The organism is Pseudomonas sp. CF161 (genome assembly GCF_000416215.1).
Classification (GTDB): Bacteria; Pseudomonadota; Gammaproteobacteria; order Pseudomonadales; family Pseudomonadaceae; genus Aquipseudomonas.
Genome location: NZ_ATLP01000076.1, coordinates 26,633 through 51,274, shown reverse-complemented (window position 1 = coordinate 51,274; position 24,642 = coordinate 26,633). Strand labels below are relative to the sequence as shown.

The 24,642-nt window shown below is 59.7% G+C and carries 22 protein-coding genes and 1 pseudogene; 9 read left to right on the top strand and 14 right to left on the bottom strand.

Annotated elements, in window-relative coordinates:
* Positions 1–98: 98 nt before the first annotated feature.
* The 3 genes from aspS to CF161_RS14065 form a co-directional block, all read right to left on the bottom strand.
* Positions 99–1,874: an aspartate--tRNA ligase gene (gene aspS / locus CF161_RS14075; RefSeq protein ID WP_020297258.1), complete on the bottom strand. Its 1,776-nt coding sequence runs from the start codon at positions 1,872–1,874 to the stop codon at positions 99–101.
* 97 nt (positions 1,875–1,971) lie between these two features.
* Positions 1,972–2,193, bottom strand: coding sequence for an FmdB family zinc ribbon protein (locus CF161_RS14070; RefSeq protein ID WP_020297257.1), 222 nt, complete (start codon positions 2,191–2,193; stop codon positions 1,972–1,974).
* A gap of 266 nt (positions 2,194–2,459) precedes the next feature.
* Positions 2,460–2,933, bottom strand: coding sequence for a Dps family protein (locus CF161_RS14065; RefSeq protein ID WP_020297256.1), 474 nt, complete (start codon positions 2,931–2,933; stop codon positions 2,460–2,462).
* A 458-nt stretch (positions 2,934–3,391) separates the two neighbouring features.
* On the opposite strand from CF161_RS14065, the gene CF161_RS33540 reads away from it, so the two are divergent.
* Positions 3,392–3,997, top strand: coding sequence for a cold-shock protein (locus CF161_RS33540; RefSeq protein ID WP_020297255.1), 606 nt, complete (start codon positions 3,392–3,394; stop codon positions 3,995–3,997).
* A 77-nt stretch (positions 3,998–4,074) separates the two neighbouring features.
* Here the strand turns inward: CF161_RS33540 and CF161_RS14055 are convergent, their stop codons facing one another.
* Entirely contained in the window at positions 4,075–4,281 is a 207-nt protein-coding gene (locus CF161_RS14055; protein ID WP_020297254.1) for a SlyX family protein, read from the bottom strand.
* A 3-nt stretch (positions 4,282–4,284) separates the two neighbouring features.
* Complete coding sequence (locus CF161_RS14050; RefSeq protein ID WP_043229434.1) at positions 4,285–4,710, bottom strand: HIT domain-containing protein; 426 nt, start codon at positions 4,708–4,710, stop codon at positions 4,285–4,287.
* A gap of 920 nt (positions 4,711–5,630) precedes the next feature.
* Here CF161_RS14050 and CF161_RS14045 point away from each other — a divergent pair.
* Positions 5,631–6,968, top strand: coding sequence for an OprD family porin (locus tag CF161_RS14045; RefSeq protein ID WP_020297252.1), 1,338 nt, complete (start codon positions 5,631–5,633; stop codon positions 6,966–6,968).
* A 279-nt stretch (positions 6,969–7,247) separates the two neighbouring features.
* Here CF161_RS14045 and CF161_RS14040 read toward each other — a convergent pair whose 3' ends face one another.
* Entirely contained in the window at positions 7,248–8,090 is an 843-nt protein-coding gene (locus CF161_RS14040; protein WP_020297251.1) for a mechanosensitive ion channel family protein, read from the bottom strand.
* A gap of 134 nt (positions 8,091–8,224) precedes the next feature.
* On the bottom strand, positions 8,225–8,710 hold the full coding sequence (locus CF161_RS14035) for a YajQ family cyclic di-GMP-binding protein (RefSeq protein WP_020297250.1): 486 nt from the start codon (positions 8,708–8,710) through the stop codon (positions 8,225–8,227).
* Between the two features lie 146 nt (positions 8,711–8,856).
* On the opposite strand from CF161_RS14035, the gene CF161_RS14030 reads away from it, so the two are divergent.
* Genes CF161_RS14030 through CF161_RS14020 form a run of 3 tightly spaced genes read left to right on the top strand, consistent with a single transcriptional unit; the run spans position 8,857 to position 12,441 of the window.
* Positions 8,857–9,774, top strand: a complete 918-nt coding sequence (locus CF161_RS14030; protein WP_020297249.1) for a putative 2-dehydropantoate 2-reductase — start codon at positions 8,857–8,859, stop codon at positions 9,772–9,774.
* 46 nt (positions 9,775–9,820) lie between these two features.
* The gene (locus tag CF161_RS14025) at positions 9,821–11,857 is read left to right on the top strand and encodes an ATP-binding protein (RefSeq protein WP_020297248.1); all 2,037 of its coding nucleotides are present in this window, start codon (positions 9,821–9,823) and stop codon (positions 11,855–11,857) included.
* 2 nt (positions 11,858–11,859) lie between these two features.
* Positions 11,860–12,441, top strand: a complete 582-nt coding sequence (locus CF161_RS14020; RefSeq protein WP_020297247.1) for a cob(I)yrinic acid a,c-diamide adenosyltransferase — start codon at positions 11,860–11,862, stop codon at positions 12,439–12,441.
* Between the two features lie 59 nt (positions 12,442–12,500).
* Here CF161_RS14020 and CF161_RS14015 read toward each other — a convergent pair whose 3' ends face one another.
* The 4 genes from CF161_RS14015 to secA all read right to left on the bottom strand — a co-directional run bounded on the left by CF161_RS14015 (position 12,501) and on the right by secA (position 18,258).
* A complete protein-coding gene (locus CF161_RS14015) occupies positions 12,501–13,442 on the bottom strand; it encodes a Nudix family hydrolase (protein ID WP_020297246.1) in 942 nt (313 codons plus the stop codon).
* On the bottom strand, positions 13,439–14,071 hold the full coding sequence (locus CF161_RS14010; protein WP_020297245.1) for a glutathione S-transferase family protein: 633 nt from the start codon (positions 14,069–14,071) through the stop codon (positions 13,439–13,441). Before CF161_RS14010 ends, CF161_RS14015 begins: the two co-directional genes overlap by 4 nt.
* Positions 14,072–14,176: 105 nt before the next feature.
* A complete protein-coding gene (gene argJ, locus CF161_RS14005) occupies positions 14,177–15,394 on the bottom strand; it encodes a bifunctional glutamate N-acetyltransferase/amino-acid acetyltransferase ArgJ (RefSeq protein WP_020297244.1) in 1,218 nt (405 codons plus the stop codon).
* Positions 15,395–15,516: 122 nt separating this feature from the next.
* The gene (gene secA, locus CF161_RS14000; protein WP_020297243.1) at positions 15,517–18,258 is read right to left on the bottom strand and encodes a preprotein translocase subunit SecA; all 2,742 of its coding nucleotides are present in this window, start codon (positions 18,256–18,258) and stop codon (positions 15,517–15,519) included.
* Between the two features lie 307 nt (positions 18,259–18,565).
* Between secA and CF161_RS13995 the strand changes: the two genes are divergently transcribed.
* The gene (locus CF161_RS13995; RefSeq protein ID WP_020297242.1) at positions 18,566–19,021 is read left to right on the top strand and encodes a DUF721 domain-containing protein; all 456 of its coding nucleotides are present in this window, start codon (positions 18,566–18,568) and stop codon (positions 19,019–19,021) included.
* A gap of 15 nt (positions 19,022–19,036) precedes the next feature.
* Here CF161_RS13995 and CF161_RS13990 read toward each other — a convergent pair whose 3' ends face one another.
* Complete coding sequence (locus tag CF161_RS13990) at positions 19,037–20,524, bottom strand: helicase HerA-like domain-containing protein (RefSeq protein WP_020297241.1); 1,488 nt, start codon at positions 20,522–20,524, stop codon at positions 19,037–19,039.
* A 192-nt stretch (positions 20,525–20,716) separates the two neighbouring features.
* Between CF161_RS13990 and CF161_RS33630 the strand changes: the two are divergent.
* Both CF161_RS33630 and CF161_RS33625 read left to right on the top strand, forming a co-directional pair.
* Positions 20,717–21,748 (top strand): annotated as a pseudogene (locus CF161_RS33630) (cache domain-containing protein); the annotation flags it as partial.
* Positions 21,749–21,841: 93 nt separating this feature from the next.
* Positions 21,842–22,606 (top strand): methyl-accepting chemotaxis protein, encoded by a 765-nt coding sequence (locus tag CF161_RS33625; protein WP_371106527.1) that lies wholly within the window; start codon positions 21,842–21,844, stop codon positions 22,604–22,606.
* A 129-nt stretch (positions 22,607–22,735) separates the two neighbouring features.
* Here the strand turns inward: CF161_RS33625 and CF161_RS13980 are convergent, their stop codons facing one another.
* Together CF161_RS13980 and purU are read right to left on the bottom strand one after the other, a co-directional pair.
* A complete protein-coding gene (locus CF161_RS13980) occupies positions 22,736–22,924 on the bottom strand; it encodes a hypothetical protein (RefSeq protein WP_020297239.1) in 189 nt (62 codons plus the stop codon).
* Between the two features lie 63 nt (positions 22,925–22,987).
* Positions 22,988–23,836, bottom strand: coding sequence for a formyltetrahydrofolate deformylase (gene purU / locus CF161_RS13975; RefSeq protein ID WP_020297238.1), 849 nt, complete (start codon positions 23,834–23,836; stop codon positions 22,988–22,990).
* Between the two features lie 347 nt (positions 23,837–24,183).
* Here purU and mvaT point away from each other — a divergent pair, with 347 nt between their 5' ends.
* Complete coding sequence (mvaT, locus tag CF161_RS13970; protein ID WP_020297237.1) at positions 24,184–24,558, top strand: histone-like nucleoid-structuring protein MvaT; 375 nt, start codon at positions 24,184–24,186, stop codon at positions 24,556–24,558.
* Positions 24,559–24,642: the final 84 nt, after the last annotated feature.

Below are 24,642 nucleotides of genomic sequence, written 5' to 3'. Positions count from 1 at the left end.
TTTGAAACCTTGCCCGCGACGCCCTTGCAGCACGCGAACAACAAAATCCAGACCCAATAGAAAAAGGCGCACCCGAAGATGCGCCTTATCAGGTCAGCTTACTCAGCCTTGGGCTGTTCGCGCAGACGAATGTGCAGCTCGCGCAAGGCCTTGGCGTCTACCAGGCCCGGGGCCTGCGTCATGACGCAGGCGGCGCTCTGGGTTTTCGGGAAGGCGATCACTTCACGGATCGACTGGGCGCCGGTCATCAGCATGACCAGGCGGTCCAGACCGAAAGCCAGGCCACCATGTGGCGGCGCGCCGTATTTCAGGGCGTCGAGCAGGAAGCCGAATTTCTCTTCCTGTTCCGCTTCGCTGATACCCAGCAGGCGGAAGACCGATTGCTGCATCTCTTTGCGGTGGATACGGATCGAACCGCCACCCAGCTCGGTGCCGTTCAGAACCATGTCGTAGGCACGGGACAGAGCGGTCGCCGGGTTGGCTTCGAGCTCTTCCGGGGTGCACTTGGGTGCGGTGAACGGGTGGTGCAGGGCGGTGAAGCTGCCGTCGTCGTTCTCTTCGAACATCGGGAAGTCAACGACCCACATCGGCGCCCACTCGCTGGTCAGCAGGTTCAGATCGTTACCAACCTTGATCCGCAATGCACCCAGGGCCTCGCTGACGATCTTCGACTTGTCGGCACCGAAGAACACGATGTCGCCATCGACCGCGCCAACGCGATCCAGGATCACGTTGAGGTTGGCTTCAGGGATGTTCTTGACGATTGGCGACTGCAGGCCTTCGACGCCTTTGGCGCGCTCGTTGACCTTGATGTAAGCCAGGCCCTTGGCACCATAGATGCCAACAAACTTGGTGTAGTCGTCGATCTTGCTGCGCGGCATGCTCGCACCACCCGGTACGCGCAGGGCGGCAATACGGCTTTTCGGGTCATTGGCCGGGCCGCTGAACACCTTGAACTCGACGTCCTTGAGCTGATCGGCAACGTCTACCAGTTCCAGCGGGTTACGCAGGTCCGGCTTGTCGGAACCGTAACGACGCATGGCCTCGTCCCAGGTCATGTGCGGGAATTCGCCGAATTCCAGACCCAGCACTTCCTTGAACAGGTTGCGGATCATGCCTTCGGTGAGGCCCATGATGTCTTTTTCATCGAGGAAGCTGGTTTCGATGTCGATCTGGGTGAATTCAGGCTGACGGTCGGCACGCAGGTCTTCGTCGCGGAAGCACTTGGCGATCTGATAGTAGCGGTCGAAACCAGCCACCATCAGCAGTTGCTTGAACAGCTGTGGCGATTGCGGCAGGGCGAAGAAGCTGCCGGCGTGGGTGCGGCTCGGCACCAGATAGTCACGTGCGCCTTCAGGAGTGGCACGGGTCAGGATCGGGGTTTCGACATCCAGGAACCCGTTTTCATCCAGGTAGCGACGGATGCTGGTGGTCATGCGCGAGCGCAGACGCAGTTTTTCGAGCATTTCCGGGCGACGCAGGTCGATGAAGCGATAACGCAGGCGGGTTTCTTCGCCGACGTCGGAGAACTCGTTGAGCGGGAACGGCGGGGTTTCCGCTTCGTTCAAGACTTCCAGCTCGTAGCCCAGCACTTCGATCATGCCCGACGCCATGTTGGCGTTGCCGGCACCGGCTGGACGCAGGCGCACCTTACCGGTGATCTTGACTACGTATTCACTGCGCACACGGTCGGCAGCAGCAAAGGTGTCAGCGCGATCCGGATCGAATACCACTTGGGCCAGACCTTCACGATCACGGATATCGAGGAAAATCACCCCGCCATGGTCACGACGACGGTGGACCCACCCGCAAAGAGTAATTTCCTGACCTTCCAGGCTTTCGTTCAGTTGGCCGCAATAATGGCTGCGCATCATGGTAGTGGTTTCACTTCTCGTAATTCGAAATTCGGTGGGAGGCCTTGCGCACCTCTAAGGTGCCGGATAGTGCAAGAGCTCGCGCGTGTCGTTCAACTTAGTCAGCTTTGTCGCCGCCGGCCAGATTCTTCTTGGTGCCGGTCTTGAAGTCGGTCTCGTACCAGCCGGTGCCACTGAGGCGAAAGCCTGGCATGGACAGCATTTTCTTCAATTCAGGCGCCTGGCAGGCAGGGCAGTCGACCAGTGGATCGGCACTGATCTTTTGAATGGCTTCCAGCTGATGACCGCAGGAGGCACATTGGTAGTCGTACATGGGCATGGGACGTCTCGACAATCAGAATGGAGCTTGAACTGCAGTCAGAGCCCACGCCAAAGCCCGGGCTACGGAACAAAGGGCGTGATTATATCCATTAAATCGGCCCTGTGCAGCCGTATCCGGGCACAGAGCAAGGTTCACAGTGCCCAGAGTGGCAGCGGCCCAGTGACAGACCGCACCGCAGTCATTGCTGAGCATCGGCCAAAGGGCAGCCTATAAAGGCAGCGCGACGACGAGTGACGCCAAACGGCACCACTCGTCCCCGGCGGTTAGCGGTTATCGAGCAGGGAGCGCAGCATCCACGCGGTTTTTTCATGAACCTGCATGCGCTGGGTGAGCAAGTCCGCGGTAGGTTCGTCACTGACCTTGTCCAGCAACGGGAAAATGCCGCGCGCGGTACGGGTCACGGCTTCCTGACCGGCAACCAGTTGCTTGATCATCTCTTCGGCACTCGGCACGCCCTCTTCTTCCTTGATTGAAGACAGACGGGCATAGATCGAGTAGGCGCCAGGCGCCGGGAAGCCCAGTGCGCGAATGCGCTCGGCGATCAGGTCGACTGCCAGGGCCAGCTCGTTGTACTGCTCCTCGAACATCAGGTGCAGGGTACGAAACTGTGGACCGGTGACGTTCCAGTGAAAGTTATGAGTCTTCAGATAAAGCACGTATGTATCTGAAAGCAGGCGGGAGAGGCCATCCACGATGGATTTGCGGTCTTCTTCGCTGATACCGATGTCGATTGCCATGTTTATCTCCGTTGACAGGTTGAATTCACCAAACCAGGTGCCGAACCACTCTAGCAAGAGTCAATCACCCTCGCTGAGCGGATTTCCCTTGAGGCCTGCGGTCAATTGTCCCGCAAGCTGCGCCGTGCCATGACTCGGCTGCGAAAGCCCGCGATGGCACGACGGAAAAACGGTGCTTATTGAAAATGCGGGCGCCAGCTCTCTAAATCAAGGCTTTGCACGATACTGCAAAGACTTGCGCTCCCCGCCGCCGCCCTGCCCGCCCCCACAGACACCGCAGCTGATTTGAGAAGGCAAGGGCTTTACTGTTAAATAGGCACCGTGTCGTTGTTGCCTATTTTTTCGGCCACAACGCATAGGCTGATATCACGTACGTGCCCAACGCCTCCCATTGTTCAGAAGCGAACCGTGCGTCATCAGCTCTTCCTTGCGATCCGTCTTAACGTGAGTTAATTAAAATGTTGAAAATCGTCCACCTGCTAACGGGCGCTGCGGCTCTGCTGCTGTCCTTTATCCCCAGCCTGCGGTCTGAGGCCATTCCCTACCTGCAACAACCTGATGCTGTATACCTGGCCTTTTTCGGCCTGCTCAACCTCACTCTGGCTCCGGTTATCCCTTACTGGAACAGAGGTCCACGTCACCAACTGCAAAACCTGGTCAGCGCGCTGCTGGTTCTGGCCGTGGTCCTGCAGACACTCACCCTGCTCGCTCCAATGCCGGTCATCGGCGGCCAACCTGCCGTACTGTTCAGCCTGCTGACGGCGGTAATTGCCGTGGTTCTGCACCTGGCGGTCAGCTTCTACAAGTCGTCACCGGCCGCTGCCTCCTCCCAAACCTATGACATGACCAATCGCGATACGGGCACCGTCAAATGGTTCAACACGTCCAAGGGCTTCGGCTTTATTTCCCGCGATTCCGGGGATGATATTTTCGTGCACTTCCGCGCTATTCGCGGAGAAGGCCATCGCGTCCTGGTCGAAGGCCAGCGCGTGGAGTTTTCGGTGATGAACCGTGATAAAGGCCTGCAAGCCGAAGATGTGATCGCCGCTCTGCCGCGTCGCTGATTCAGCCGATAAAAAAACCGCGTTGCAGCCTCGCTGCAACGCGGTTTTTTATTGCCCGGCCAATACACGGCCCTGAATCAGTAATGCGGCGGTGGAGCCTCCTCCTCGAACGTTTCGAATTGACCGGCCATTTCCGCCTGGCGCTTGAGCAAGGCCGCCATCTGCAATTGCAGGCGCTCGACCACGCGCTGTTGCGCCACCAACACATCGCTCAGGGTCTGGATGGTGTCATCCTGAAACGCCAATCGGCTTTCCAACTCCATTACCCGCTCTTCAAGGCTCATGAGTCAGGCCTCCAGAAACGTGAAGTCATCGGCCAGCACCAGGCGCAAGCGCTCACGAATAGTCGCCACCTGCTCGGCCGTGTAAGGCCGCGCCGGGTGCTTGCCCCATACCGGGGCTGGCCAGGCAGCATCGTCACGCCGCCGCACAATGACGTGCATATGCAGTTGGCTGACTACATTACCCAGGGTTGCCACATTCAACTTGTCGGCATCGAACGAGTCTTTGAGCAACTCGGCGAGCGCGGTGGTTTCGCGCCACAGTTGTTGTTGATCAGCGCCATCTAACTGAAACAACTCGCTGATGTCGGCGCGACGTGGAACCAGAATGAACCAGGGATAATTCGAGTCGTTGGACAACAGCAACCGGCACAACGGGAAGTCGCCGATAGGTAATGTGTCTTGTTGAAGCCGTGGATCTAAAGCGAACACCGCGCGCACTCCCGCTCAGTTCATCAAATTTAAGCTTGGTGCCCGACAGGGCTGGCGGCCTGCCTGGCGAAAGGATGCAGCATACCCGCGAATGCCTTCGGGTTCATCGCCATCCGCCCTGAACTACAGGCTGCGCCACACACCTTGCAAAAGAAAACCCACCGCCCCAAGGCGGAACATTTTCAGCGCCAACGCACCATCGAAGCGCCGACCGATAGGCCTGACTTCACTCACGCCACGCGCCCGCTCGGCCATTGCAGCGTCTGCAACAGCGCAACTGTATGAATTCGACACAGCAGTCATGAAGTTTTGCACCAAAACCGCACAGTGCGTCTACTCTTAGTGCGTCACGCATCCGCCGTTTACTCACAAACGGGGTGAACCGGTAACGTTTTTGATGGTCTCGCGATTTTCTCGCAGGGAGCAACACAACCCAAGAAGCTGAGTCAAGCCCGAACCAAAGGACCTTAAAACGCAGGTTTTATGAGGTTTTTACAGGTCTGGGACGAAGGTTCAAAAAAAAACCGAGCTTTTGCTGATTTGAGCACGCTTGTTGCATTCACCCCCACATCGCCTAAAAGAGGCTCTGCAAAAGAGAGCCGCTTATAGGCCAATAATAATAGTGGCAGGGTCGCCCCATGCTGTTTTGATTGCCCACGACGAAGGTCTTTCTTACGTCAATACGGCTTTCAAAAACGACGCTTTAGTTGTCAGTCCGAATACAGTTGGACTACGAAATTGCGACATGGATCGAGCAATTTGCGACAGGCTCGTAAAGAAGCCGAAAGGATAGATACGCAAGTATCGCCAACATTGTCAGCGTGATATAAGTTTGCGCCGACACAAAAAGAAAGAGCCGCCCAGATAATAAATCAGGTGGGACGGCAGTACTCTTCTAAAAACCAAAGGAGCAAATCACGATGCGCGTGATGAAGTGGAGCATGATCGCCCTGGCTGTTTCAGCAGGCACCTCGCAGTTCGCAATCGCGTCTTCTCAGGACGAAGCCAAGGGCTTCATCGAAGACAGCACCCTGACTGCGAAAACTCGCATGATGTACATGAACCGCGATTTCAAAAGCGGCGTAGGTAACGATCGTCGCGCTAACGGTACCAATACCACCAGCGATGACGGCATCAGCGGCTATCGCCAGGACACTGGCATCAGCGAATTGCTCAACTATCAGTCCGGCTTCACTCAAGGCACCGTAGGTGTCGGCGTGGACGCAATGGCAATGGGCAGCGTCAAGCTTGATGGCGGCGCAGGCCGTGCAGGTAACGGTCTGTTCGGTACCAACGGTGCCGGCGAACCAGAAAACACCCAATCCAAAGCAGCAGCAGCCGTCAAACTGCGTTTGTCGAACACTGTGCTCAAGTACGGCAACCAGGTTGTATCCAGCCCGGTATTCACCACCGATGACGGCCGTCTGTTGCCTGAAATCGCGACCGGCACTTTGCTGACCAGCAACGAAATCAAAGGCCTGGAGCTGACCGCAGGTCGCTTCACCGCCATGAGCGGCCAAACCGGCATGGCTCGTGACAGCATCAACGGCCGCAACACCGTTGACGGGACCTACAAACCAGGTCTGACTGCAGCCAACATCGCAGGCGCTACCTACTCCGGCCTTGAGAACTTCATCTTCGCGGTCCATGCGTCCGACGTTGAAGACTACTGGAAGAAGCAGTACTTCAACGTGAACTACACGTTGCCACTGAGCGAAAAACAATCGCTGAACTTCGACCTCAACGCCTACCGCAGCAAAGACGACGGCAAGAAACTGGCCGGCGATCTGGACAACAAAGTCTGGAGCCTTGCAGCTGCCTACAGCATCGAAGCTCACAAATTCACCGTGGCCTACCAGCAGTCCAGCGGCAAGACCGGCTACAACTACGGTGTTGACGGCGGCGGTACTGTGTACGTAGCCAACTCCGTGCAGATCTCCGACTTCGTGGGTGAAGACGAGAAATCCTGGCAGGCTCGCTACGACATCAACATGGCGTCGTTCGGCGTTCCTGGCCTGAGCTTCATGACTCGCTACATCCGTGGTAGCAACGTTACTGTTGCCGACTCCAGCGATGGCACCGAGCACGAGTGGGACCTGGAAGCCAAGTACGTGCTTCAAGAAGGCCCAGCCAAGGACCTCTCGTTCCGTCTGCGTAACGCCATTTACCGTGGTAGCAACGCCGACTACCGTGCCGGTAACTACGACAACCTGAACGACCTGCGTCTGATCGTCGAGTACCCGCTGAGCATCTTGTAATTCAGCGGCTATTCGATAGCGCTAGAGCCCTGCTCTAAACAAAAAACCGCCCACCTGATTCAGGTGGGCGGTTTTTTTATGCCGGCGCATAACAAACAACCAAACTACTAAATAGGCAGCTAACAAAGTTATGACTGGTGCGGCGGCTAAAGTTGCGAGGCAAACGTAGCCCCAAAGTTATTAACCTCTGATTACAGTACGCCAGAAACAATCAAGGGGCGTAACGCCCCTTGAGTTTATTGCAGATACTTGACTGATCAGACAAGTAATAAAACTGTCTTATTGCGGTGCAGCTTCCTGAACGACTCGAATGACTCGCTGCGGAAACGGGATATCGATCCCGGCCGCCCGCAATCGATCACGGGACAACTCGTTAAAGCGGAACATCACATCCCAATAGTCCGCAGTCTTCACCCATACCCGCAACGACAAGGTAATAGCGCTATCACCCAAGGTGGACACCACAGCCACCGGTGCCGGGTCGGCCAGGACTCGTTCGTCCTTGGCCAGCTCCAGCAACACCTCGCGGGCCTTCTGCAAATCGGCGTCGTAATCCACCCCGACATCAAACACCACTTTGCGGGTCGGTTGACGGTTGTAGTTGGTGATGATGCCGTTGGACAGATTGCCGTTAGGCACGATGACCGTCTTGTTATCACCGGTACGCAGCACGGTATGGAAGATCTGGATGCTGTCGACCGTACCGCTGATGCCCTGGGCTTCGATCCAGTCGCCGATGCGGAAAGGACGGAACAGCAAAATCAGCACGCCGCCAGCAAAGTTGGCCAGGCTGCCCTGCAACGCCAGGCCGATGGCCAGGCCTGCGGCACCGATCGCCGCCACAAAGGACGTGGTCTCGACACCAATCATCGAGGCCACGCTGACAATCAGCAGGACCTTGAGAATGATATTCGCCAGGCTGCTGATAAACCCCTGCAACGCCAGGTCGGCATTGCGCAATGCCAGCAATTTGCCAACCTTGTGGGTCAGCTTGTTGATCAACCACCAGCCCACGGCCAGGGTAATGACTGCCAGCAACACGCGGCTGCCGTACTCCATGATCATCGGGATCCAGGCTTGGGAGGCCTTGACCAGGTTGTCCACTTCAGCGTTCAAATCCATCTATATCTCCAGATTTCCGGGGTTCCGGCTTGCATGACTGAGTGGCAGAACAACCAAGCCCACACGCTCAATCGTTGCTGCCCTTGCTCCGGCCTCGGACGCCAATAAGGCCTGGAGGTTCCCGAAGCAGCCGATCAGTCGCGGAAGTTGTTGAATTGCAGTGGCATGCCGAACTCTTTGGCGCGCAGGGCGGCGATGGCTTCCTGCAGATCGTCGCGCTTCTTGCCGGTGACCCGCACCTGCTCGCCCTGGATTGCAGCCTGAACCTTCAATTTTGCATCCTTGATATGAGCGACGATCTTCTTCGCCAGCTCTTTATCGATACCCTCCTTGAGGACCGCGTCCTGCTTCATCAATTTGCCCGATGCATAGGCATCCTTGACTTCAAGGCACTGCACGTCGATTTTGCGTTTGACCAGCGCCAGCTTGAGGATCTCGATCATCGCTTCCAGCTGGAAGTCGGCTTCGGCGGTCAGGTTGACGGTCAGGTCCTTTTCCTTGAACTCGAAGCTGCCCTTGCCCTTCAAGTCATAACGACGGTCCAGTTCCTTGACGGCGTTTTCCACCGCGTTGGTGAGTTCGTGTTTGTCCAGTTCGGATACCACGTCAAACGACGGCATGTAGTCTCTCCAATAAAAAAAGGGGCGCAGCTCGATAAAAATGGAGCGCGCCTGGCTTGCGGTTAAAATCCGCGCTCATTATAACGGGTCTTTTCCCTCCTTCACCGCGAGCCACTCATGTGTTCGCCAAACAGAGCAGAAAGCTGATGAGCACCACCTGGCATGTACTCGGCGCCGGCAGCCTCGGCACGCTGTGGGCTGCGCGACTGGCCCGGGCCGGCTTGCCGGTCAGGCTGATCCTGCGGGACCAGGCGCGCCTGCAGGCCTACCAGGCGGCCGGCGGGCTGACCCTGGTGGAGCATGGCCAGGCCTGCGTCCAGGCGATCGCGGCTGAAACCCTGGATACGCCCACACCTATCAAGCGGTTGCTGGTGGCGTGCAAGGCATACGACGCCGCGCAGGCCGTCGCTCACCTGGCGCCACGCCTGAGCGCCGACGCTGAACTGATCCTGCTGCAGAACGGCCTGGGCAGCCAGGACGCGGTGGCTGCCCAGGTCCCGCAGGCTCGGTGCATTTTTGCCTCGAGCACCGAAGGCGCCTTTCGCGACGGTGACTGGCGAGTGGTGTTTGCCGGCCATGGCTACACCTGGCTGGGGGACGTAAGTCACCCGGTCGCGCCGCCCTGGCTGGATGACCTGACCCATAGCGGCATTCCTCACGAATGGAGCGCCGATATCCTGACCCGGCTGTGGCGCAAGCTGGCCCTCAATTGCGCGATCAACCCGCTGACGGTGCTCCACGATTGTCGCAACGGCGGCCTGCAACAACACCAATGCGAAGTCGCCACCCTCTGCGCCGAACTTGGCGAACTGCTGGAATGTTGTGGACAGCCCGCCGCCGCACAGGACCTGCAACAGGAAGTCGAACGGGTGATCCAGGCCACAGCCGCCAATTACTCATCGATGCATCAAGACGTGACCAGCCAGCGCCGCACCGAAATCAGCTACCTGCTGGGGTACGCCTGCAAGGTGGCAACCAGGCATCAGTTGACCCTGCCCCACCTTTTCCAATTGCAGCAACGCCTGATCGAACTCCTGCAACAGCGCGGATTGCCCAGCGACTGAGCAGCGGCTACGCTGCCCACTTGCTCATCCTTAGCGACGTTCCCTGATGCCATTGCGCCAGCGCCTTGAAAACCTGCCGGTCGGCCAAAAGCTGCTGGCAGCCCTGCTTGTCCTGCTGACCACGGTCCTGCTGGTCGCCAACCTGACATTTATCAGCGCCGCCTACTGGATCTCCCAGGAAAGCATGGCACCCCAGGCCCTGCAGACCATCGGCCGGCTGATCTCCAACCCGACACTCGCCACCGAGGCGCTGGATTCGCCACAAAGCGCCGAACGCCTGCTCAATGAACTCAACAGCTATTCGCCGTTACGGGCCGCGGCGGTCTACGACGGCAAAGGCGCGCGCCTGGCGCAGTTGCAACACGGCGAGCGGCTCAAGCTGCCAGAACGCTATCGCCATATAGAAGCCTGGCAACTCACCGAATTTCGCAGCAACCAGGTGATTACCCTGCCCCGCCCCGGCCAGGCTCCCGGGCACTTGCTGCTGGTGGCCACTAGCGAACTGCCGATGGCCTTCTACACCGGCACCCTTACCGCCAGCCTGGGGATCCTGATCTTCAGTGTGCTGTTGTGGCTGGTCATTGCCCGACAGATCAAGCGCCTGATCACCCAACCCATTCATCAGCTTGAAGAGCTGTCGCGGCAGGTCACCCGCGAGGAGAACTACGCCCTGCGGGCCGGGCGCGGCAACCACGATGAAATCGGCAGCCTGGCTGAAGCCTTCAACACCATGCTGTCGCGCATCGAAGCTCGCGAGCAGCAGCTCAAGCGTGCTCGCGATGACTCCCAGGCGGCCTATGACCAGGCCCAGGGGCTGGCGGAAGAAACTCGCCACACCAATCGCAAGCTGGAGCTGGAAGTCCAGGTACGAAGCAAGATCGAGAAGAAGCTCACCGGCTTCCAGAACTACCTGAACAGCATCATCGACTCCATGCCCTCGGCCCTGATCGCCCTCGACGAACAGCTTTACGTCACCCAGTGGAACCAGGAAGCCAGCGCCCTTTCCGGCACGCGCCTGGACGAGGCGCTGAACCAGCCGATCTTCCTCGCCTTCGAGCCGCTCAAGCCGTTCCTGCCGCAACTCAAGGAAACCGTGGAGCAGCACACCGTGACCAAGGTCGAACGGGTCACCTGGTTCAAGGACGACGAGGCCAAGCACTACGCCCTGACCTTTTACCCCTTGATGGGCGGTGCCGGGCGTGGGGTGGTGATCCGCATCGATGACATCACCCAGCGCCTGTCCCTGGAAGAAATGATGGTGCAGTCGGAAAAAATGCTCTCGGTCGGTGGCCTGGCCGCCGGCATGGCCCATGAAATCAATAACCCGTTGGGCGCGATCCTGCACAACGTGCAGAACATCCGTCGCCGCCTGTCCCCCGAGCTGCCGAAAAACCTGGAACACGCCGAGCAGGTCGGCGTCGAACTGGAGACCGTCAACCGCTACCTGCAAAGCCGTGAAGTGCCGCAACTGCTCGACGGCATCCAGCAAGCCGGGGCACGGGCAGCGAAAATCGTTACCCACATGCTCAGCTTCAGCCGTCGCAGCAACCGGCAGATGGCTCCCTGCGACCTGCCGGCGCTGATCGATCAGGCGGTGGAAATTGCCGGCAACGACTTCGACCTGACCATAGGCTTCGACTTCAAGGGCCAGGCCATCGTCCGTCAGTTCGACCCGCAACTGGGCCCGGTGCCCGGCACCGCCAACGAATTGGAACAGGTCCTGCTCAATCTGCTGAAAAACGCCGCCCAGGCCATTCACCTGCGCGAAGACGACAGTGAGCCGGGGCGGATTATCCTGCGCACGCGCCTGAACCCGCCCTGGGCGGAAATACAGGTCGAGGACAACGGCATCGGCATGAGCGAAAACGTGCGCAAACGCACGTTCGAGCCCTTCTTCACCACCAAGGAAATCGGCCAGGGTACCGGCCTTGGGCTGTCAGTTTCGTATTTCATCATCACCAACAACCACAAGGGGCAGATGGAAGTGCACTCGACCCAGGGCCAGGGCACTTGCTTCACGCTGCGCCTGCCGCTGGCCGGCGCCCAACTGCCCAACCCCGGACAACTGGAACTGGAGAGATAACCATGGGCTTTCGCCTGTCGAAGATTTACACCCGCACCGGCGACAAAGGCGAGACCGGGCTTGGCGATGGCCGCCGGGTGCCCAAGGATCATCCCCGGGTCGAAGCCATCGGCGAAGTCGACACCCTCAACAGCCAGTTGGGCCTGCTGCTGGCCGGATTGGCCGAACACAGTGCCGAGCACCCTGGCTTGAAGCAGGTCATCGAGGTGCTGACGCCGTGTCAGCACCGGCTGTTCGATTTGGGTGGCGAGCTGGCGATGCCGGTGTATCAGGCGCTGAATACAGCGGAAGTCGAGCGCCTGGAAGCGGCCATCGACCTCTGGAACGAGGAGCTTGGGCCCCTGGAGAACTTCATTCTGCCTGGCGGCTCGGCGTTGATTGCCCAGGCCCATGTCTGCCGCAGCCTGGCGCGCACTGCCGAGCGCCGCTGCCAACAGCTCAATGCGCTGGAGCCCCTGGAAGGCGTTGGCCTGGCGTACATCAATCGCCTGTCGGACTTACTGTTTGTCGCTGCGCGCCTGATTGCCAAGCGCCAGGGCATCGCTGAAATCCTGTGGCAGGCCGCGGAAAAGCCCTCCGCCTGATCGGCCAACCGCCCCCGGAATGATTCGGTCGAGGGCGGCTTCCGGGCAACGGGCGCGTTTCAATCCGGCCAGAACGCGCGAATCCCCGCCACGCCCTGGGCTCCGGCGGCCCATGCCTGCTGGCACTCGGCCGGTCCGACCCCGCCCAGCAGGTACACCGGCTTGTTGAAACCGCTGATCAGTTGACTGGCCTGCTCCCATCCCAGAGGCTGGGCCTCGGGATGAGTCTGGGTGGGCTGGACGGGCGACAAGGTGACGAAATCCACATCCATCTGCTGCGCCAGGGACAACTCCTCGGCATTGTGGCAGGAGGCCGCTAGCCAGCGGTCCTTGGGAAATGGTCGCCCGGCGCTGGCATGCTTGCGCAGTTGTGCCGAGGTGATGTGCCAGCCTGCCGAAGGGAAATCTCCCAGCCACTCGAACGGCCCCTTGAGCATCAACTGCGCCTTGCCTGCACACAGGCCGACCGCATCCACCGCCAGGTCGCGGTATTGCGGGTCGTAGCCGTTGGGCGCGCGCAGCTGGACCAACTTGATGCCACCGGCGATGGCCTTTTGCATGCCCCGCAGCAGCGCCGGGGTTTCCAGGCCTTCAGGGGTGATCAGGTACTCGGCAGGCAAGCGAGCGGCCGCCACGATCGGCTGGTTGGCTGCCGGAAACTCGTAGTTCGCCAGTTCTCGCGAACTGACCCAGGCCAGAGGTTGCCCTTCCGCACCATGGGCTTCACCGCTGAACGCCGATACTTCCCACACATCCAGCAGCACCTGCTTGTCCGGATAATCGTGCTGCACCTTGATCAGGGGTCGCGCTGCCTGCAGCACAATCCCCAGCTCTTCCAGCAGCTCACGGGCCAGCGCCACTTCCACCGCCTCACCGGCCTCGACCTTGCCACCCGGGAATTCCCACAGACCGCCCTGATGCTGGGTGTCGGCACGCCGGGCAATCAGGATCTTGCCGCTGACATCGCGGATAACGGCCGCGGCCACATGTACTCGTTTCACCGCACTATTTCCTCTAAACCGGCTTGCTGCCAGACCTTGAAGGCCGGCCATTGATAGATTGCCTCGACATAGGCCGCATCAACCGCCGGCAATGGAACCTGATAGGTCCGCAAGCGCACGGCGACCGGTGCAAAAAATGCATCCGCGAGCGTCGCAGGGCCAAACAGAAAAGGCCCGGGCTCGGTTGCCGCGGCACGGCACTCGGCCCATAACGCCAGCATCCGCTCGATATCCGCCTGTGCCTCCGGCGGCATTGGCGACAGTGGCGCGTCACGTGCCAGGTCGAAAGGCAGGTTGCCCCGCAGGCCGAAGAAGCCGCTGTGCATCTGCGCACACGCCGAACGCGCCTGGGCACGAGCGGCCGTATCACGCGGCCATAGACGGGCCTCGGGAAAGCGTTCAGCCAGGTATTCGGCAATCGCCAACGAGTCGGCAATCGTGCCGTGTTCGGTCTTCAGCAAAGGGACCTTGCCGGTCGCCGAATGCTTGAGCAGGCGTTCGCGGGTGTCGGGCTGGTTGAGTTTGATCAGTTCTTCGCTGTAGGGGACGGCGGCCAGCTCCAGCGCCAAGGCCCCGCGCAAGGACCAGGAAGAATAGCGTTTGTCGCCGATGATCAGGTGGAAGCTCATGGTCTGACACCTTGTGTGATGCGAGGGACAGCGGGCTTGCCCGCGTCGGCAAACCGCCCCTGGCCCATGGGATCCAGAAACAGCCTGCCGCCACGGGCACCGGCCTCAGGTGCGGTATTCGGCGTTGATCTTCACGTACTCGTGGGACAGGTCGGTGGTCCAGATGGTTTCGCTGCACTGGCCACGACCCAGTTCGATACGGATGGTGATTTCTTCCTGCTGCATGACCGCGGCGCCCTGGGCTTCGGTGTAGCTGGCGGCACGCGCACCGCGGCTGGCGATGCACACCTCACCCAGGAACACATCGATCTTGCTCACATCCAGATCCGGCACACCGGCGCGACCGACAGCGGCCAGGATCCGCCCCCAGTTGGGATCGGAAGCGAACAGCGCGGTCTTGATCAGTGGCGAGTGGGCGACGGTGTAGCCGACGTCCAGGCATTCCTGATGGTTGCCACCGCCATTGACTTCTACGGTGACGAACTTGGTCGCGCCTTCGCCGTCGCGCACGATGGCCTGCGCCACGTCCATGCACACCTCGAACACCGCCTGCTTCAGCGCGGCGAACAGCGGGCCGCTGGCCTGGTCGATTTGCGGCAGGTTGGCCTGGCCGGTGGCGATCAGCATGCAGCAGTCGTTGGTCGAGGTATCGCCATCGATGGTGATGCGGTTGAACGACTTGTTGGCGCCGTCCAGCAGCAGGTTCTGCAGCACTTCGCGGGAAACCTTGGCGTCGGTGGCGATGTAGCCAAGCATGGTCGCCATGTTCGGCCGAATCATGCCGGCGCCCTTGCTGATGCCGGTCACGGTGATGGTCACGCCATCGTGCTGGAACTGGCGGCTGGCGCCCTTGGGCAGGGTGTCGGTGGTCATGATCCCGGTCGCGGCGGCGGCCCAGTTATCGACCGACAGATCGTCGAGGGCGGCCTGCAGCGCACCTTCGATCTTCTCCACGGGCAGCGGCTCGCCGATTACCCCGGTGGAGTAAGGCAGCACGGCGCTGGCATCGACACCAGTCAACTCGGCCAGCTTGGCGCAGGTGCGGGTGGCTGCAGCCAGGCCCGGCTCACCCGTACCTGCGTTGGCATTGCCGGTGTTGGTCAGCAGATAACGCACTGGGCCCTGTACCCGCTGCTTGGCCAGGATTACCGGCGCCGCGCAAAAGGCATTCAGGGTGAACACGCCTGCAACCGTGGAGCCTTCGGCACAGCGCATGACCACGACATCCTTGCGCCCCGGGCGCTTGATGCCAGCCGAAGCGATGCCAAGCTCAAAACCGGCAACCGGGTGCAACGTTGGCAAAGGACCAAGACCAACAGCCATGAATGCGCTCCTCTTAATGTGATGTCAGCACCGTCGTCGCGAAAGACAGTGTTTCAAATGGAAAAACGCCGCGACGGCTGATGCCGGTCGCGGCGCGGGTATTTCAGTGTCCGGCGGAAATCTTAGTTGATCTGGCCGTGACAGTGTTTGTACTTCTTGCCCGAACCGCAGTAGCACAGTTCGTTGCGGCCCAGCTTCTGATCATTGCGAACCGGGGCCGAGGCCAGGGCTACATCGACGTCGACGCCCTCTTCCAGGGCTTCGGGCTGATCCAGGCCAGGTGCTTCAGGGTGCTCGAACTGCATGCGCGCAGCCAGTGCCTCGGCTTCCTGGCGCAGGCGGACTTCTTCTTCGACCGGATCTTCGCGGCGAACCTGAACGTGCGACAACACACGGATCGAGTCGCGCTTGATGGAATCCAGCAGCTCGGAGAACAGGGTAAAGGACTCGCGCTTGTATTCCTGCTTCGGGTTCTTCTGGGCGTAGCCGCGCAGGTGGATACCGTGACGCAGGTGATCCATGGTCGACAGGTGGTCTTTCCACAGGTCATCCAGGACGCGCAGAACGATCTGCTTCTCGAAGCTGCGCAGGGCTTCTGCGCCAGCCTGGTCTTCTTTCTCGTTGTACGCCGCGACCAACTCGTTCAGGAGCTTCTCGCGCAGGGTTTCTTCGTACAGGTGATCGTCTTCGTCGAGCCATTGCTGGATCGGCAGTTTCACCCCGAAACCGCTTTCAATTTCGGCTTCCAGGCCCGCCACGTCCCACTGCTCAGGCAGCGACTGTGGTGGAATGTGGGCGCTGACGGTGGCGCTGAGCACGTCCTGGCGGAAGTCGGAAATGGTCTCGCCGATGTTGTCCGCGGCCAGCAGCGTGTTGCGCATGTGATAGATCACTTTACGCTGCTCGTTGTTGACGTCGTCGAACTCCAGCAGTTGCTTGCGGATATCGAAGTTGCGGCCTTCTACCTTGCGCTGCGCCTTCTCGATCGCGTTGGTCACCATGCGGTGCTCGATCGCTTCGCCAGGCTGCATGCCGAGGGCTTTCATGAAGTTCTTCACCCGGTCGGAGGCGAAGATGCGCATCAGGCTGTCTTCCAGGGACAGGTAGAAACGGCTGGAACCGGCGTCACCCTGACGACCGGCACGACCACGCAACTGGTTGTCGATCCGGCGCGATTCGTGACGCTCGGAGGCGATCACCTGCAGACCACCCGACTCGAGTACTTGCTGGTGGCGCTTCTGCCAATCGGCCTTGATCTGGGCGATCTGCTCAGGGGTCGGGTTTTCCAGGGAGGCGACTTCCACTTCCCAGTTACCGCCCAACAGGATGTCGGTACCACGACCGGCCATGTTGGTGGCAATGGTCAGGGCGCCTGGGCGACCGGCCTGGGCGATGATTTCTGCTTCTTTTTCGTGGAACTTGGCGTTCAGGACCTTGTGCTCGATGCCTTCCTGGTTGAGCAGATTGGACATGTGCTCGGAAGTCTCGATGGTCGCCGTACCGACCAGTACCGGACGCCCGGAGATCATGCACTCCTTGATGTCCGCCACGATCGCCGCGTACTTCTCTTCGGCGGTGAGGAACACCAGGTCGTTGTAGTCTTTACGCGCCAGCGGCTTGTTCGGCGGGATGACCATCACCGACAGACCGTAGATCTGGTGGAATTCGAACGCTTCGGTGTCGGCTGTACCGGTCATGCCGGACAGTTTGTTGTACAGACGGAAGTAGTTCTGGAACGTGGTCGAGGCCAGGGTCTGGCTTTCGGCCTGGATGTTCAGGTTTTCCTTGGCTTCGATGGCCTGGTGCAGGCCTTCGGACAGACGACGACCCGGCATGGTACGACCGGTGTGTTCGTCGACCAGGACCACTTGACCGTCTTGCACGATGTATTCGATGTTGCGATGGAACAGCTTGTGCGCACGCAGGCCGGCATAGACGTGGGTCAGCAGGCCCAGATTGTGTGCCGAGTACAGGCTTTCGCCTTCAGCCAGCAGGCCGACACGGGTCAGCATCTCTTCGATGAACTGGTGACCAGCTTCGTTGAGTTCGACCTGGCGGGTCTTCTCGTCGATGGTGTAGTGACCGGCCTTGGTGACTTCGCCTTCCACTTCTTCGACATGCAGTTCCAACTGCGGGATCAACTTGTTGATCTCGATATAAAGCTTGGAGCTGTCTTCGGCCTGACCGGAAATGATCAGGGGGGTACGGGCTTCGTCGATCAGGATCGAGTCGACTTCGTCGATTACGGCAAAATTGAGCTCGCGCTGGAACTTGTCTTCCATGCTGAAAGCCATGTTGTCGCGCAGGTAGTCGAAACCGAATTCGTTGTTGGTGCCGTAGGTGATGTCGGCGGCATAGGCTGCGCGCTTCTCTTCCGGCGGCTGGAAAGGCGTGACCACGCCAACGCTCAGGCCGAGGAATTCATAGAGCGGACGCATCCAGTTGGCGTCACGACGGGCCAGGTAGTCGTTCACCGTCACCACGTGTACGCCCTTGCCGGACAACGCGTTGAGGTAGACGCCCAGGGTTGCCACCAGGGTCTTGCCTTCACCGGTGCGCATCTCGGCGATCTTGCCTTCGTGCAAGGTCATGCCGCCGATCAACTGTACGTCGAAGTGGCGCATACCCATGACTCGCTTACCGGCTTCACGGGCGACCGCGAAGGCTTCAGGAAGCAGTTTGTCGAGGGTTTCACCTTTGGCTACGCGGGCCTTGAACTCTTCGGTCTTGGCACGCAATTGATCGTCCGAAAGGGCTACCATTTGCTCTTCGAAGGCATTGACGATCTGTACCGTCTTGAGCATGCGTTTGACTTCACGCTCGTTCTTGCTTCCAAAAAGTTTCTTTAACAAAGGCGCAAACATATCGGCAGGATCTTCCACACATAGGGATGGAGGGCGGCCCCGTGAGTCGCCCGAGCAGCCCTTATGGCCGCATGCGAACGAGTATTCTACCCGGAAACGATGGCGAGGAAAGTGGCGTTATTCCACGATGCTAGTACAGCGCTATGACGGGGCTCACTTACAATAAGGCCTTTTCGCCGACTTTCAACCCAGACAAGTACGAAGTTACCCATTGATTTAATAGGCAATCTCCGGCGCACGGAGATGAGCGCGGAGACCTGGACGCTTTCTGCTACCATGGCCGCTCTGTAACTTCAGGTTTCTGATCATGGCATTTCGCCCACACACGGCCAGAGCCCCCGCCGTTCTCCTTCGCGAAGCCAAGCCTCTCAAAGCCATATTCGGCCACGCCCAGCGCCTGGCCCATCTGCAACGCCTGGTGGAAAGCCAATTGCAGCCGGCAGCACGCGAGCATTGTCATGTCGCCTCGTGGCGCGAGGGCAGCTTGCTATTAATTGTCACCGACGGTCACTGGGCAACCCGCCTGCGCTATCAACAGAAGCGACTGCAACGCCAGCTGCTAGAATTCAACGAATTCGCCAGCCTGACGCGAATCCTGTTCAAGGTGCAGCCGCCCACCGTTCCGCAAGGCGCCGCCGGCCACACCATGGACCTGTCGAGCAATGCCGCTGAAACCATCCAGGCAACGGCCAATGGCATCAGCGACCCCAACTTGCGGGCCGCCCTGGAACGCCTGGCCAGTCACGCCAAACCGCGAACCTGAGCCGCCCGCGGCGGATCAGCGACGCTTGCTGCCGCCCAGTAGCGAGCCCATCAAGCCACGCACCAATTGCCGTCCCAACTGGTTGGCGGCCTGGCGCATGGCTGATTTCAGCGCCTGGCCGGCCGCAGTGCCGAGAAACTCCCCAGCCCGATCGGTAAGGCTCGGCTCTTGCGCAACCGGCTTGTCCGGCGCCGTGTCGGCCCTTGGCGCGAGGTCCTTGCGCCCCATCAGCACTTCATACGCCGACTCGCGATCAATGGGTTTGTCATAGCGCCCAAGCAATGGCGAACCAGCAATCAAGGCTGCCCGCTCGGCTTCAGTCAGCGGCCCGATGCGTGATTGCGGCGGCGCGACCAGCACGCGCTCGACCATGGCCGGCGTGCCTTTATCCTGCAAGGTGCCCACCAGGGCTTCACCGATGCCCAGTTCGGTCAGCACTGACAACGCATCGAACGCCGGGTTGGGCCGAAAGCCCTCGGCCACCGCGCGCAGGGATTTCTGTTCCTTGGCGGTGAATGCGCGCAAGCCATGCTGAATCCGCAACCCCAACTGTGCCAGCACGCTGTCAGGCAAATCCCCTGGCGATTGCGTGACGAAATACACCCCCACACCTTTGGAGCGAATCAGCCGCACCACCTGCTCCAGTCGATCCTGCAGCGCCTTGGGCGTCCCCGCGAACAGCAGGTGCGCCTCATCGAAAAACAGCGCCAGCAGCGGCTTTTCACCATCACCGCGCTCCGGCAACTGTTCGAACAGTTCCGCCAGCAGCCACAACAGAAAGGTCGCGTAGACCTTGGGCGCCTCATGCACCAGGCGACTGGCGTCGAGCAGGTGAATACGCCCGCGGCCGTCGCTGGCCGGTTGCAGAATATCTTCGAGCTGCAAGGCCGGTTCGCCAAACAGCGCTTCGGCCCCTTGCTGCTCCAGGGTTGCCAGGCGCCGCAACAGGGCCTGGCTGGAGCCGGTGGTCATCAAGGCGGCATCGTCACCCAGCAACTGCGGATTTTCCCGCAGGTGATTGAGCAGCGCCTTGAGGTCTTTCAGGTCCAGCAGCAACAGCCCTTCACGGTCCGCGACCTTGAAGGCTGCATAGAGTGCCGATTGCTGGCTGTCGGTCAGCTCCAGCAGGCTTCCCAGCAGCAGCGGGCCCATTTCACTCAAGGTGGTGCGCAATGGATGACCGGATTGCCCGTGGATATCCCACAGCGTCACCGGATAAGCCTGAGGCTTATGGTTCAGCCAAGGCATCCCGGCGATTCGCTCGGCCACCTTCCCCTGAGGGTTGCCGGCAGCCCCCAAGCCACACAGATCGCCTTTGATATCAGCGGCGAACACGGCAACCCCGGCATCGCTGAAGGCTTCTGCAAGGCGTTGCAGGGTTACGGTCTTGCCCGTGCCGGTGGCACCGGCCACCAAACCGTGACGGTTGGCCAGACGCATGGCCTGGGCGATCGGCTGCCCGGAAAGATCAGCGCCGATAACGAGTTGCGATGAGTCAGGCATTTTGTCACCCCTGGTTAATCTTTAGCCGTACACGGTCGATATGAATAAACGAGATACCAGACACATCTGAAATTAATGTCGGATAGTTCCCTAGGGAGGGATGGAAGTATCAGCTTACTTTCAACTCCGTCTATTTTGCGCGCTTTTATATGAGCACGCCCGGATCACAAGACCTTAGCGGACCCTCGAGCCATGAACAAAAACCTGCGCTTCAGCCATAAAATCCTGCTTGCCGCCTCCCTGATCGTCATAGCTGCCTTCGCGCTATTCACGCTCTACAACGACTACCTGCAACGCAATGCCATCCGCAGGGACCTGGATAACTACCTCCAGGAGATGGGCGACGTCACCGCCAAAAACATCCAGACCTGGCTTGCCGGCCGTGCCCTGCTGATCGAAAACCTCTCGCAATCGGTGGCAATCAACTCGGACAAGGCCAACGTCAGCCTGCTGCTCGAACAGAAGGCCGTGACCTCAACCTTCATGGGCGCTTACCTGGGCAACAACGATGGCAGCTTTATTATCCGTCCCGACAGCAAGATGCCCGACGGTTATGACCCACGTGCCCGCCCCTGGTACAAGAGCGCCGAAAGCACCAGCGGCTCGGCCCTGACCGAGCCCTACATCGACCTGGCGTCCGGGCAGTTGGTGATTTCCATCGTCGACAGTGTGCTCAAGGGTGGCCAGCGCATCGGCGTGGTCGGCGGCGATCTGAGCCTGCAGGTGATTGCAGACAGTATCAATGCCCTGGATTTTGACGGGATGGGCTACGCGTTCCTGGTCAGCGCCGACGGCAAGGTCCTGGTGCACCCCGACAAAAACCTGGTGATGAAGAACCTCAAGGACATCTACCCCCAGGACACTCCGCGCATCAGCACTGAACTCAGCGAAATCACGGCTGATGGCAAAACCCGAATTGTCACCTTCACCCAGATCAAGGGCCTTTCCTCGGTCAACTGGTACATCGGTCTGTCCGTCGATAAGGACAAGGCCTACGCCATGCTCAGCGAATTCCGTGCCTCAGCCCTGATCGCCACCGTGATCGCCGTGGCCATCACCATTTTCCTGCTGGGCATGCTGATCCGGGTCCTGATGCAACCGCTGCACGTCATGACCCGCGCCATGCAAGACATCGCCGACGGCGAAGGCGACCTGACCCGGCGCCTGACCATCCAGAACCAGGACGAATTCGGCATCCTCGGCAACGCCTTCAACCGCTTTGTCGAACGCATCCATGGTTCGATCCGCGAAGTGTCCTCGGCCACCGAGCACGTCAACGAAGTGGCCCTGCGCGTGGTCAGCGCCTCCAACTCGTCGATGCTCAACTCCGATGAGCAGGCCAGCCGCACCAATAGCGTCGCCGCGGCCATCAATGAACTGGGCGCTGCCGCCCAGGAAATCGCACGCAATGCCGCTCAAGCCTCGCAACAGGCCAGCGACGCACGCAACCTGGCCGAAGACGGCCAGCAAGTGGTGGATCGCAGCATCCAGGCGATGAATCAGCTGTCGAAGATGATCAGCGCCTCCAGCACCAACATCGAGACCCTCAACAGCAAGACCGTGAACATCGGGCAGATCCTCGAAGTCATCACCAGCATCTCCCAGCAAACCAACCTGCTGGCCCTCAACGCCGCCATTGAAGCGGCACGCGCCGGTGAAGCGGGTCGAGGCTTTGCGGTGGTGGCCGATGAGGTTCGCAACCTGGCGCACCGCACTCAGGAGTCGGCGCAACAGGTGCAGACCATGATCGAGGAGCTGCAAGTGGGAGCCCGCGAGTCGGTCGGCACCATGAGTGAAAGCCAGCGCCACAGCCAGGACAGCGTGGAGATCGCCAACCTGGCCGGCGAACGCCTGAACAGTGTGACCCAGCGGATTGGCGAGATCGACGGCATGAACCAGTCGGTCGCCACTGCCACCGAAGAGCAGACCTCGGTGGTGGAGTCGATCAACATGGACATTACCGAGATCAACACCCTCAATCAGGAAGGCGTGGAAAACCTGCAGTCGACCCTGCGCGCCTGTTCTGACCTGGAGCAGCAGGCCGCGCGCCTGAAGCACCTGGTAGGCACCTTCCGCATCTGACCTATTGCCAGCGAGGGCCTAGGCTCTCGCTGGCAAACGCCCACAAAAAAGCCGGCGCGCCTGTTTTCTGGAAACGGGCGGGCCGGCAATTAGGGTCTTGTCGCTGTATCCCAAAGCACTGCTCGCCCATCAGGCAGGCTTGGTCGGTGCCTCGGTTTCGGGGTTTTGATCTTGCTGCAGTTGCTCCCACAGCTCGGCGGCTCCGGGAAACTCGGTGCCGTCCTGCGGCCCCATATCGTCGGGGTCGTAGCGGCTCAGACAACCCTCGCCCAAGGTGGCGGGAGCCTTGGATGTGGCTTTATCCAGTGGATCGTTCATCGGCCCGACCTCGCTACGACGATGCGGGGGGCCTGACGTGCAACGCCCGGCCCCCCCTTTCAATCAGAACACCACGGTCTTGTTGCCATGCACCAGAACCCGGTCTTCCAGGTGATAACGCAGGCCACGGGCTAGGACCATCTTCTCGACGTCACGGCCGAAACGCACCATGTCTTCAATGCTGTCGCTGTGGCTGACGCGCACCACGTCCTGCTCGATGATCGGACCGGCATCCAGTTCTTCAGTCACGTAGTGACAGGTCGCACCGATCAACTTGACCCCACGCAGCGACGCCTGGTGGTAGGGTTTGGCACCGACGAAGGACGGCAGGAAGCTGTGGTGGATGTTGATCACCTTGTGCGCGTACTCGCTGCACAGGGAGGGCGGCAGGATTTGCATGTAGCGCGCCAGGACCACCACTTCAGCATCGTGGTGCTTGACCAGGCGTGAAACCTCGGCGAACGCCGGTTGCTTGTCCTGCGGGTTGACCGGTACGTGGTAATAAGGAATGCCGTGCCACTCGACCATGCTGCGCAGGTCGTCATGGTTGGAGATCACGCAGGAGATCTCGCAATCGAGCTCATCGCTGTGCCAGCGGTGAAGCAGGTCCGCCAGGCAATGGGACTCACGGCTGGCCATCAACACCACACGCTTCTTCTGTGCGGTGTCGGTGATGCGCCAGTCCATCGAGAACTCTTCGGCGATTGGCTTGAACGCCTCGCGCAATGCCTCGATGCCGAAGGGCAACGAGTCGGCACGAATCTCGTGACGCATGAAGAACCAGCCACTGAGGTTGTCCGAGTGGTGGCTCGCTTCGGTGATCCAGCCGTTATGGGAGGCCAGAAAGTTACTGACTTTGGCGACAATGCCAACGCGGTCCGGGCAAGAAATCACCAACCGAAAAGTGCGCATGAGGGGGAAACTCCAGAACTTCGCAAAGGCCGCCATTCTAGCCATTACGCGGCAAAACTGCAGTATCCGTTACGCCTCAATCGTCTCCAGGCACCGCCAAGCTCACTAACACCCTGAAAAAAACTGACTGCCGGGTTCTGTCGCAGGCCTAGTTGCAAATAGTCCGTGACTGAGTTTGTGAATATCTGTGAGACGCCCATCACCGTATTTAACTGCACGGCTTTTTTTCGAGCCGACACTTTAAACAAATTAAACAAAAGCCCTCTTTAATGTTTACTTGCTGAAACTGCCTGACTATTATTGCGGCACTGTAACCCCGCCACTCGCGCCCAAATAAGGTAGTCTCCATGTCCCTGATCAACGAATACCGTGCCACAGAAGAAGCCATCAAAGAGCTCCAAGCCCGTTTGAAGAATCTGTCCCAAGACGACAAACTGCAAACCGAACTGGAATTTGAAGGCAAACTGCGCACCCTGATGGGCGAGTACTCCAAGTCGCTGCGTGACATCATCGCGCTGCTGGATCCTGAGTCCAAAGTTAAAGCGCCACGCGCTGCTGTAAAAACTACCGGCACCAAACGTGCTCGCAAAGTTAAACAGTACAAAAACCCGCACAACGGCGAAGTCATCGAAACCAAAGGTGGCAACCACAAGACTCTGAAAGAGTGGAAAGCCAAGTGGGGCAGCGACGTGGTTGAAGGCTGGGCAACCCTGCTGGGTTAAGCCATAGCGCCGGCGCCAGAAATTGGTGACCCGTAAAAAAACGCCAGTCAGCTGGCGTTTTTTTATTCCTGGAATTTAACCCGC

Coding starts and splice junctions, on each gene's coding strand:
- aspS (WP_020297258.1), bottom strand. CDS start 1,874: ATGATGCGCAGCCATTATTGCGGCCAACTGAACGAAAGCCTGGAAGGT.
- CF161_RS14070 (WP_020297257.1), bottom strand. CDS start 2,193: ATGCCCATGTACGACTACCAATGTGCCTCCTGCGGTCATCAGCTGGAA.
- CF161_RS14065 (WP_020297256.1), bottom strand. CDS start 2,933: ATGGCAATCGACATCGGTATCAGCGAAGAAGACCGCAAATCCATCGTG.
- CF161_RS33540 (WP_020297255.1), top strand. CDS start 3,392: ATGTTGAAAATCGTCCACCTGCTAACGGGCGCTGCGGCTCTGCTGCTG.
- CF161_RS14055 (WP_020297254.1), bottom strand. CDS start 4,281: ATGAGCCTTGAAGAGCGGGTAATGGAGTTGGAAAGCCGATTGGCGTTT.
- CF161_RS14045 (WP_020297252.1), top strand. CDS start 5,631: ATGCGCGTGATGAAGTGGAGCATGATCGCCCTGGCTGTTTCAGCAGGC.
- CF161_RS14040 (WP_020297251.1), bottom strand. CDS start 8,090: ATGGATTTGAACGCTGAAGTGGACAACCTGGTCAAGGCCTCCCAAGCC.
- CF161_RS14035 (WP_020297250.1), bottom strand. CDS start 8,710: ATGCCGTCGTTTGACGTGGTATCCGAACTGGACAAACACGAACTCACC.
- CF161_RS14030 (WP_020297249.1), top strand. CDS start 8,857: ATGAGCACCACCTGGCATGTACTCGGCGCCGGCAGCCTCGGCACGCTG.
- CF161_RS14025 (WP_020297248.1), top strand. CDS start 9,821: ATGCCATTGCGCCAGCGCCTTGAAAACCTGCCGGTCGGCCAAAAGCTG.
- CF161_RS14020 (WP_020297247.1), top strand. CDS start 11,860: ATGGGCTTTCGCCTGTCGAAGATTTACACCCGCACCGGCGACAAAGGC.
- CF161_RS14010 (WP_020297245.1), bottom strand. CDS start 14,071: ATGAGCTTCCACCTGATCATCGGCGACAAACGCTATTCTTCCTGGTCC.
- argJ (WP_020297244.1), bottom strand. CDS start 15,394: ATGGCTGTTGGTCTTGGTCCTTTGCCAACGTTGCACCCGGTTGCCGGT.
- secA (WP_020297243.1), bottom strand. CDS start 18,258: ATGTTTGCGCCTTTGTTAAAGAAACTTTTTGGAAGCAAGAACGAGCGT.
- CF161_RS13995 (WP_020297242.1), top strand. CDS start 18,566: ATGGCATTTCGCCCACACACGGCCAGAGCCCCCGCCGTTCTCCTTCGC.
- CF161_RS13990 (WP_020297241.1), bottom strand. CDS start 20,524: ATGCCTGACTCATCGCAACTCGTTATCGGCGCTGATCTTTCCGGGCAG.
- CF161_RS33625 (WP_371106527.1), top strand. CDS start 21,842: ATGCTCAACTCCGATGAGCAGGCCAGCCGCACCAATAGCGTCGCCGCG.
- CF161_RS13980 (WP_020297239.1), bottom strand. CDS start 22,924: ATGAACGATCCACTGGATAAAGCCACATCCAAGGCTCCCGCCACCTTG.
- purU (WP_020297238.1), bottom strand. CDS start 23,836: ATGCGCACTTTTCGGTTGGTGATTTCTTGCCCGGACCGCGTTGGCATT.
- mvaT (WP_020297237.1), top strand. CDS start 24,184: ATGTCCCTGATCAACGAATACCGTGCCACAGAAGAAGCCATCAAAGAG.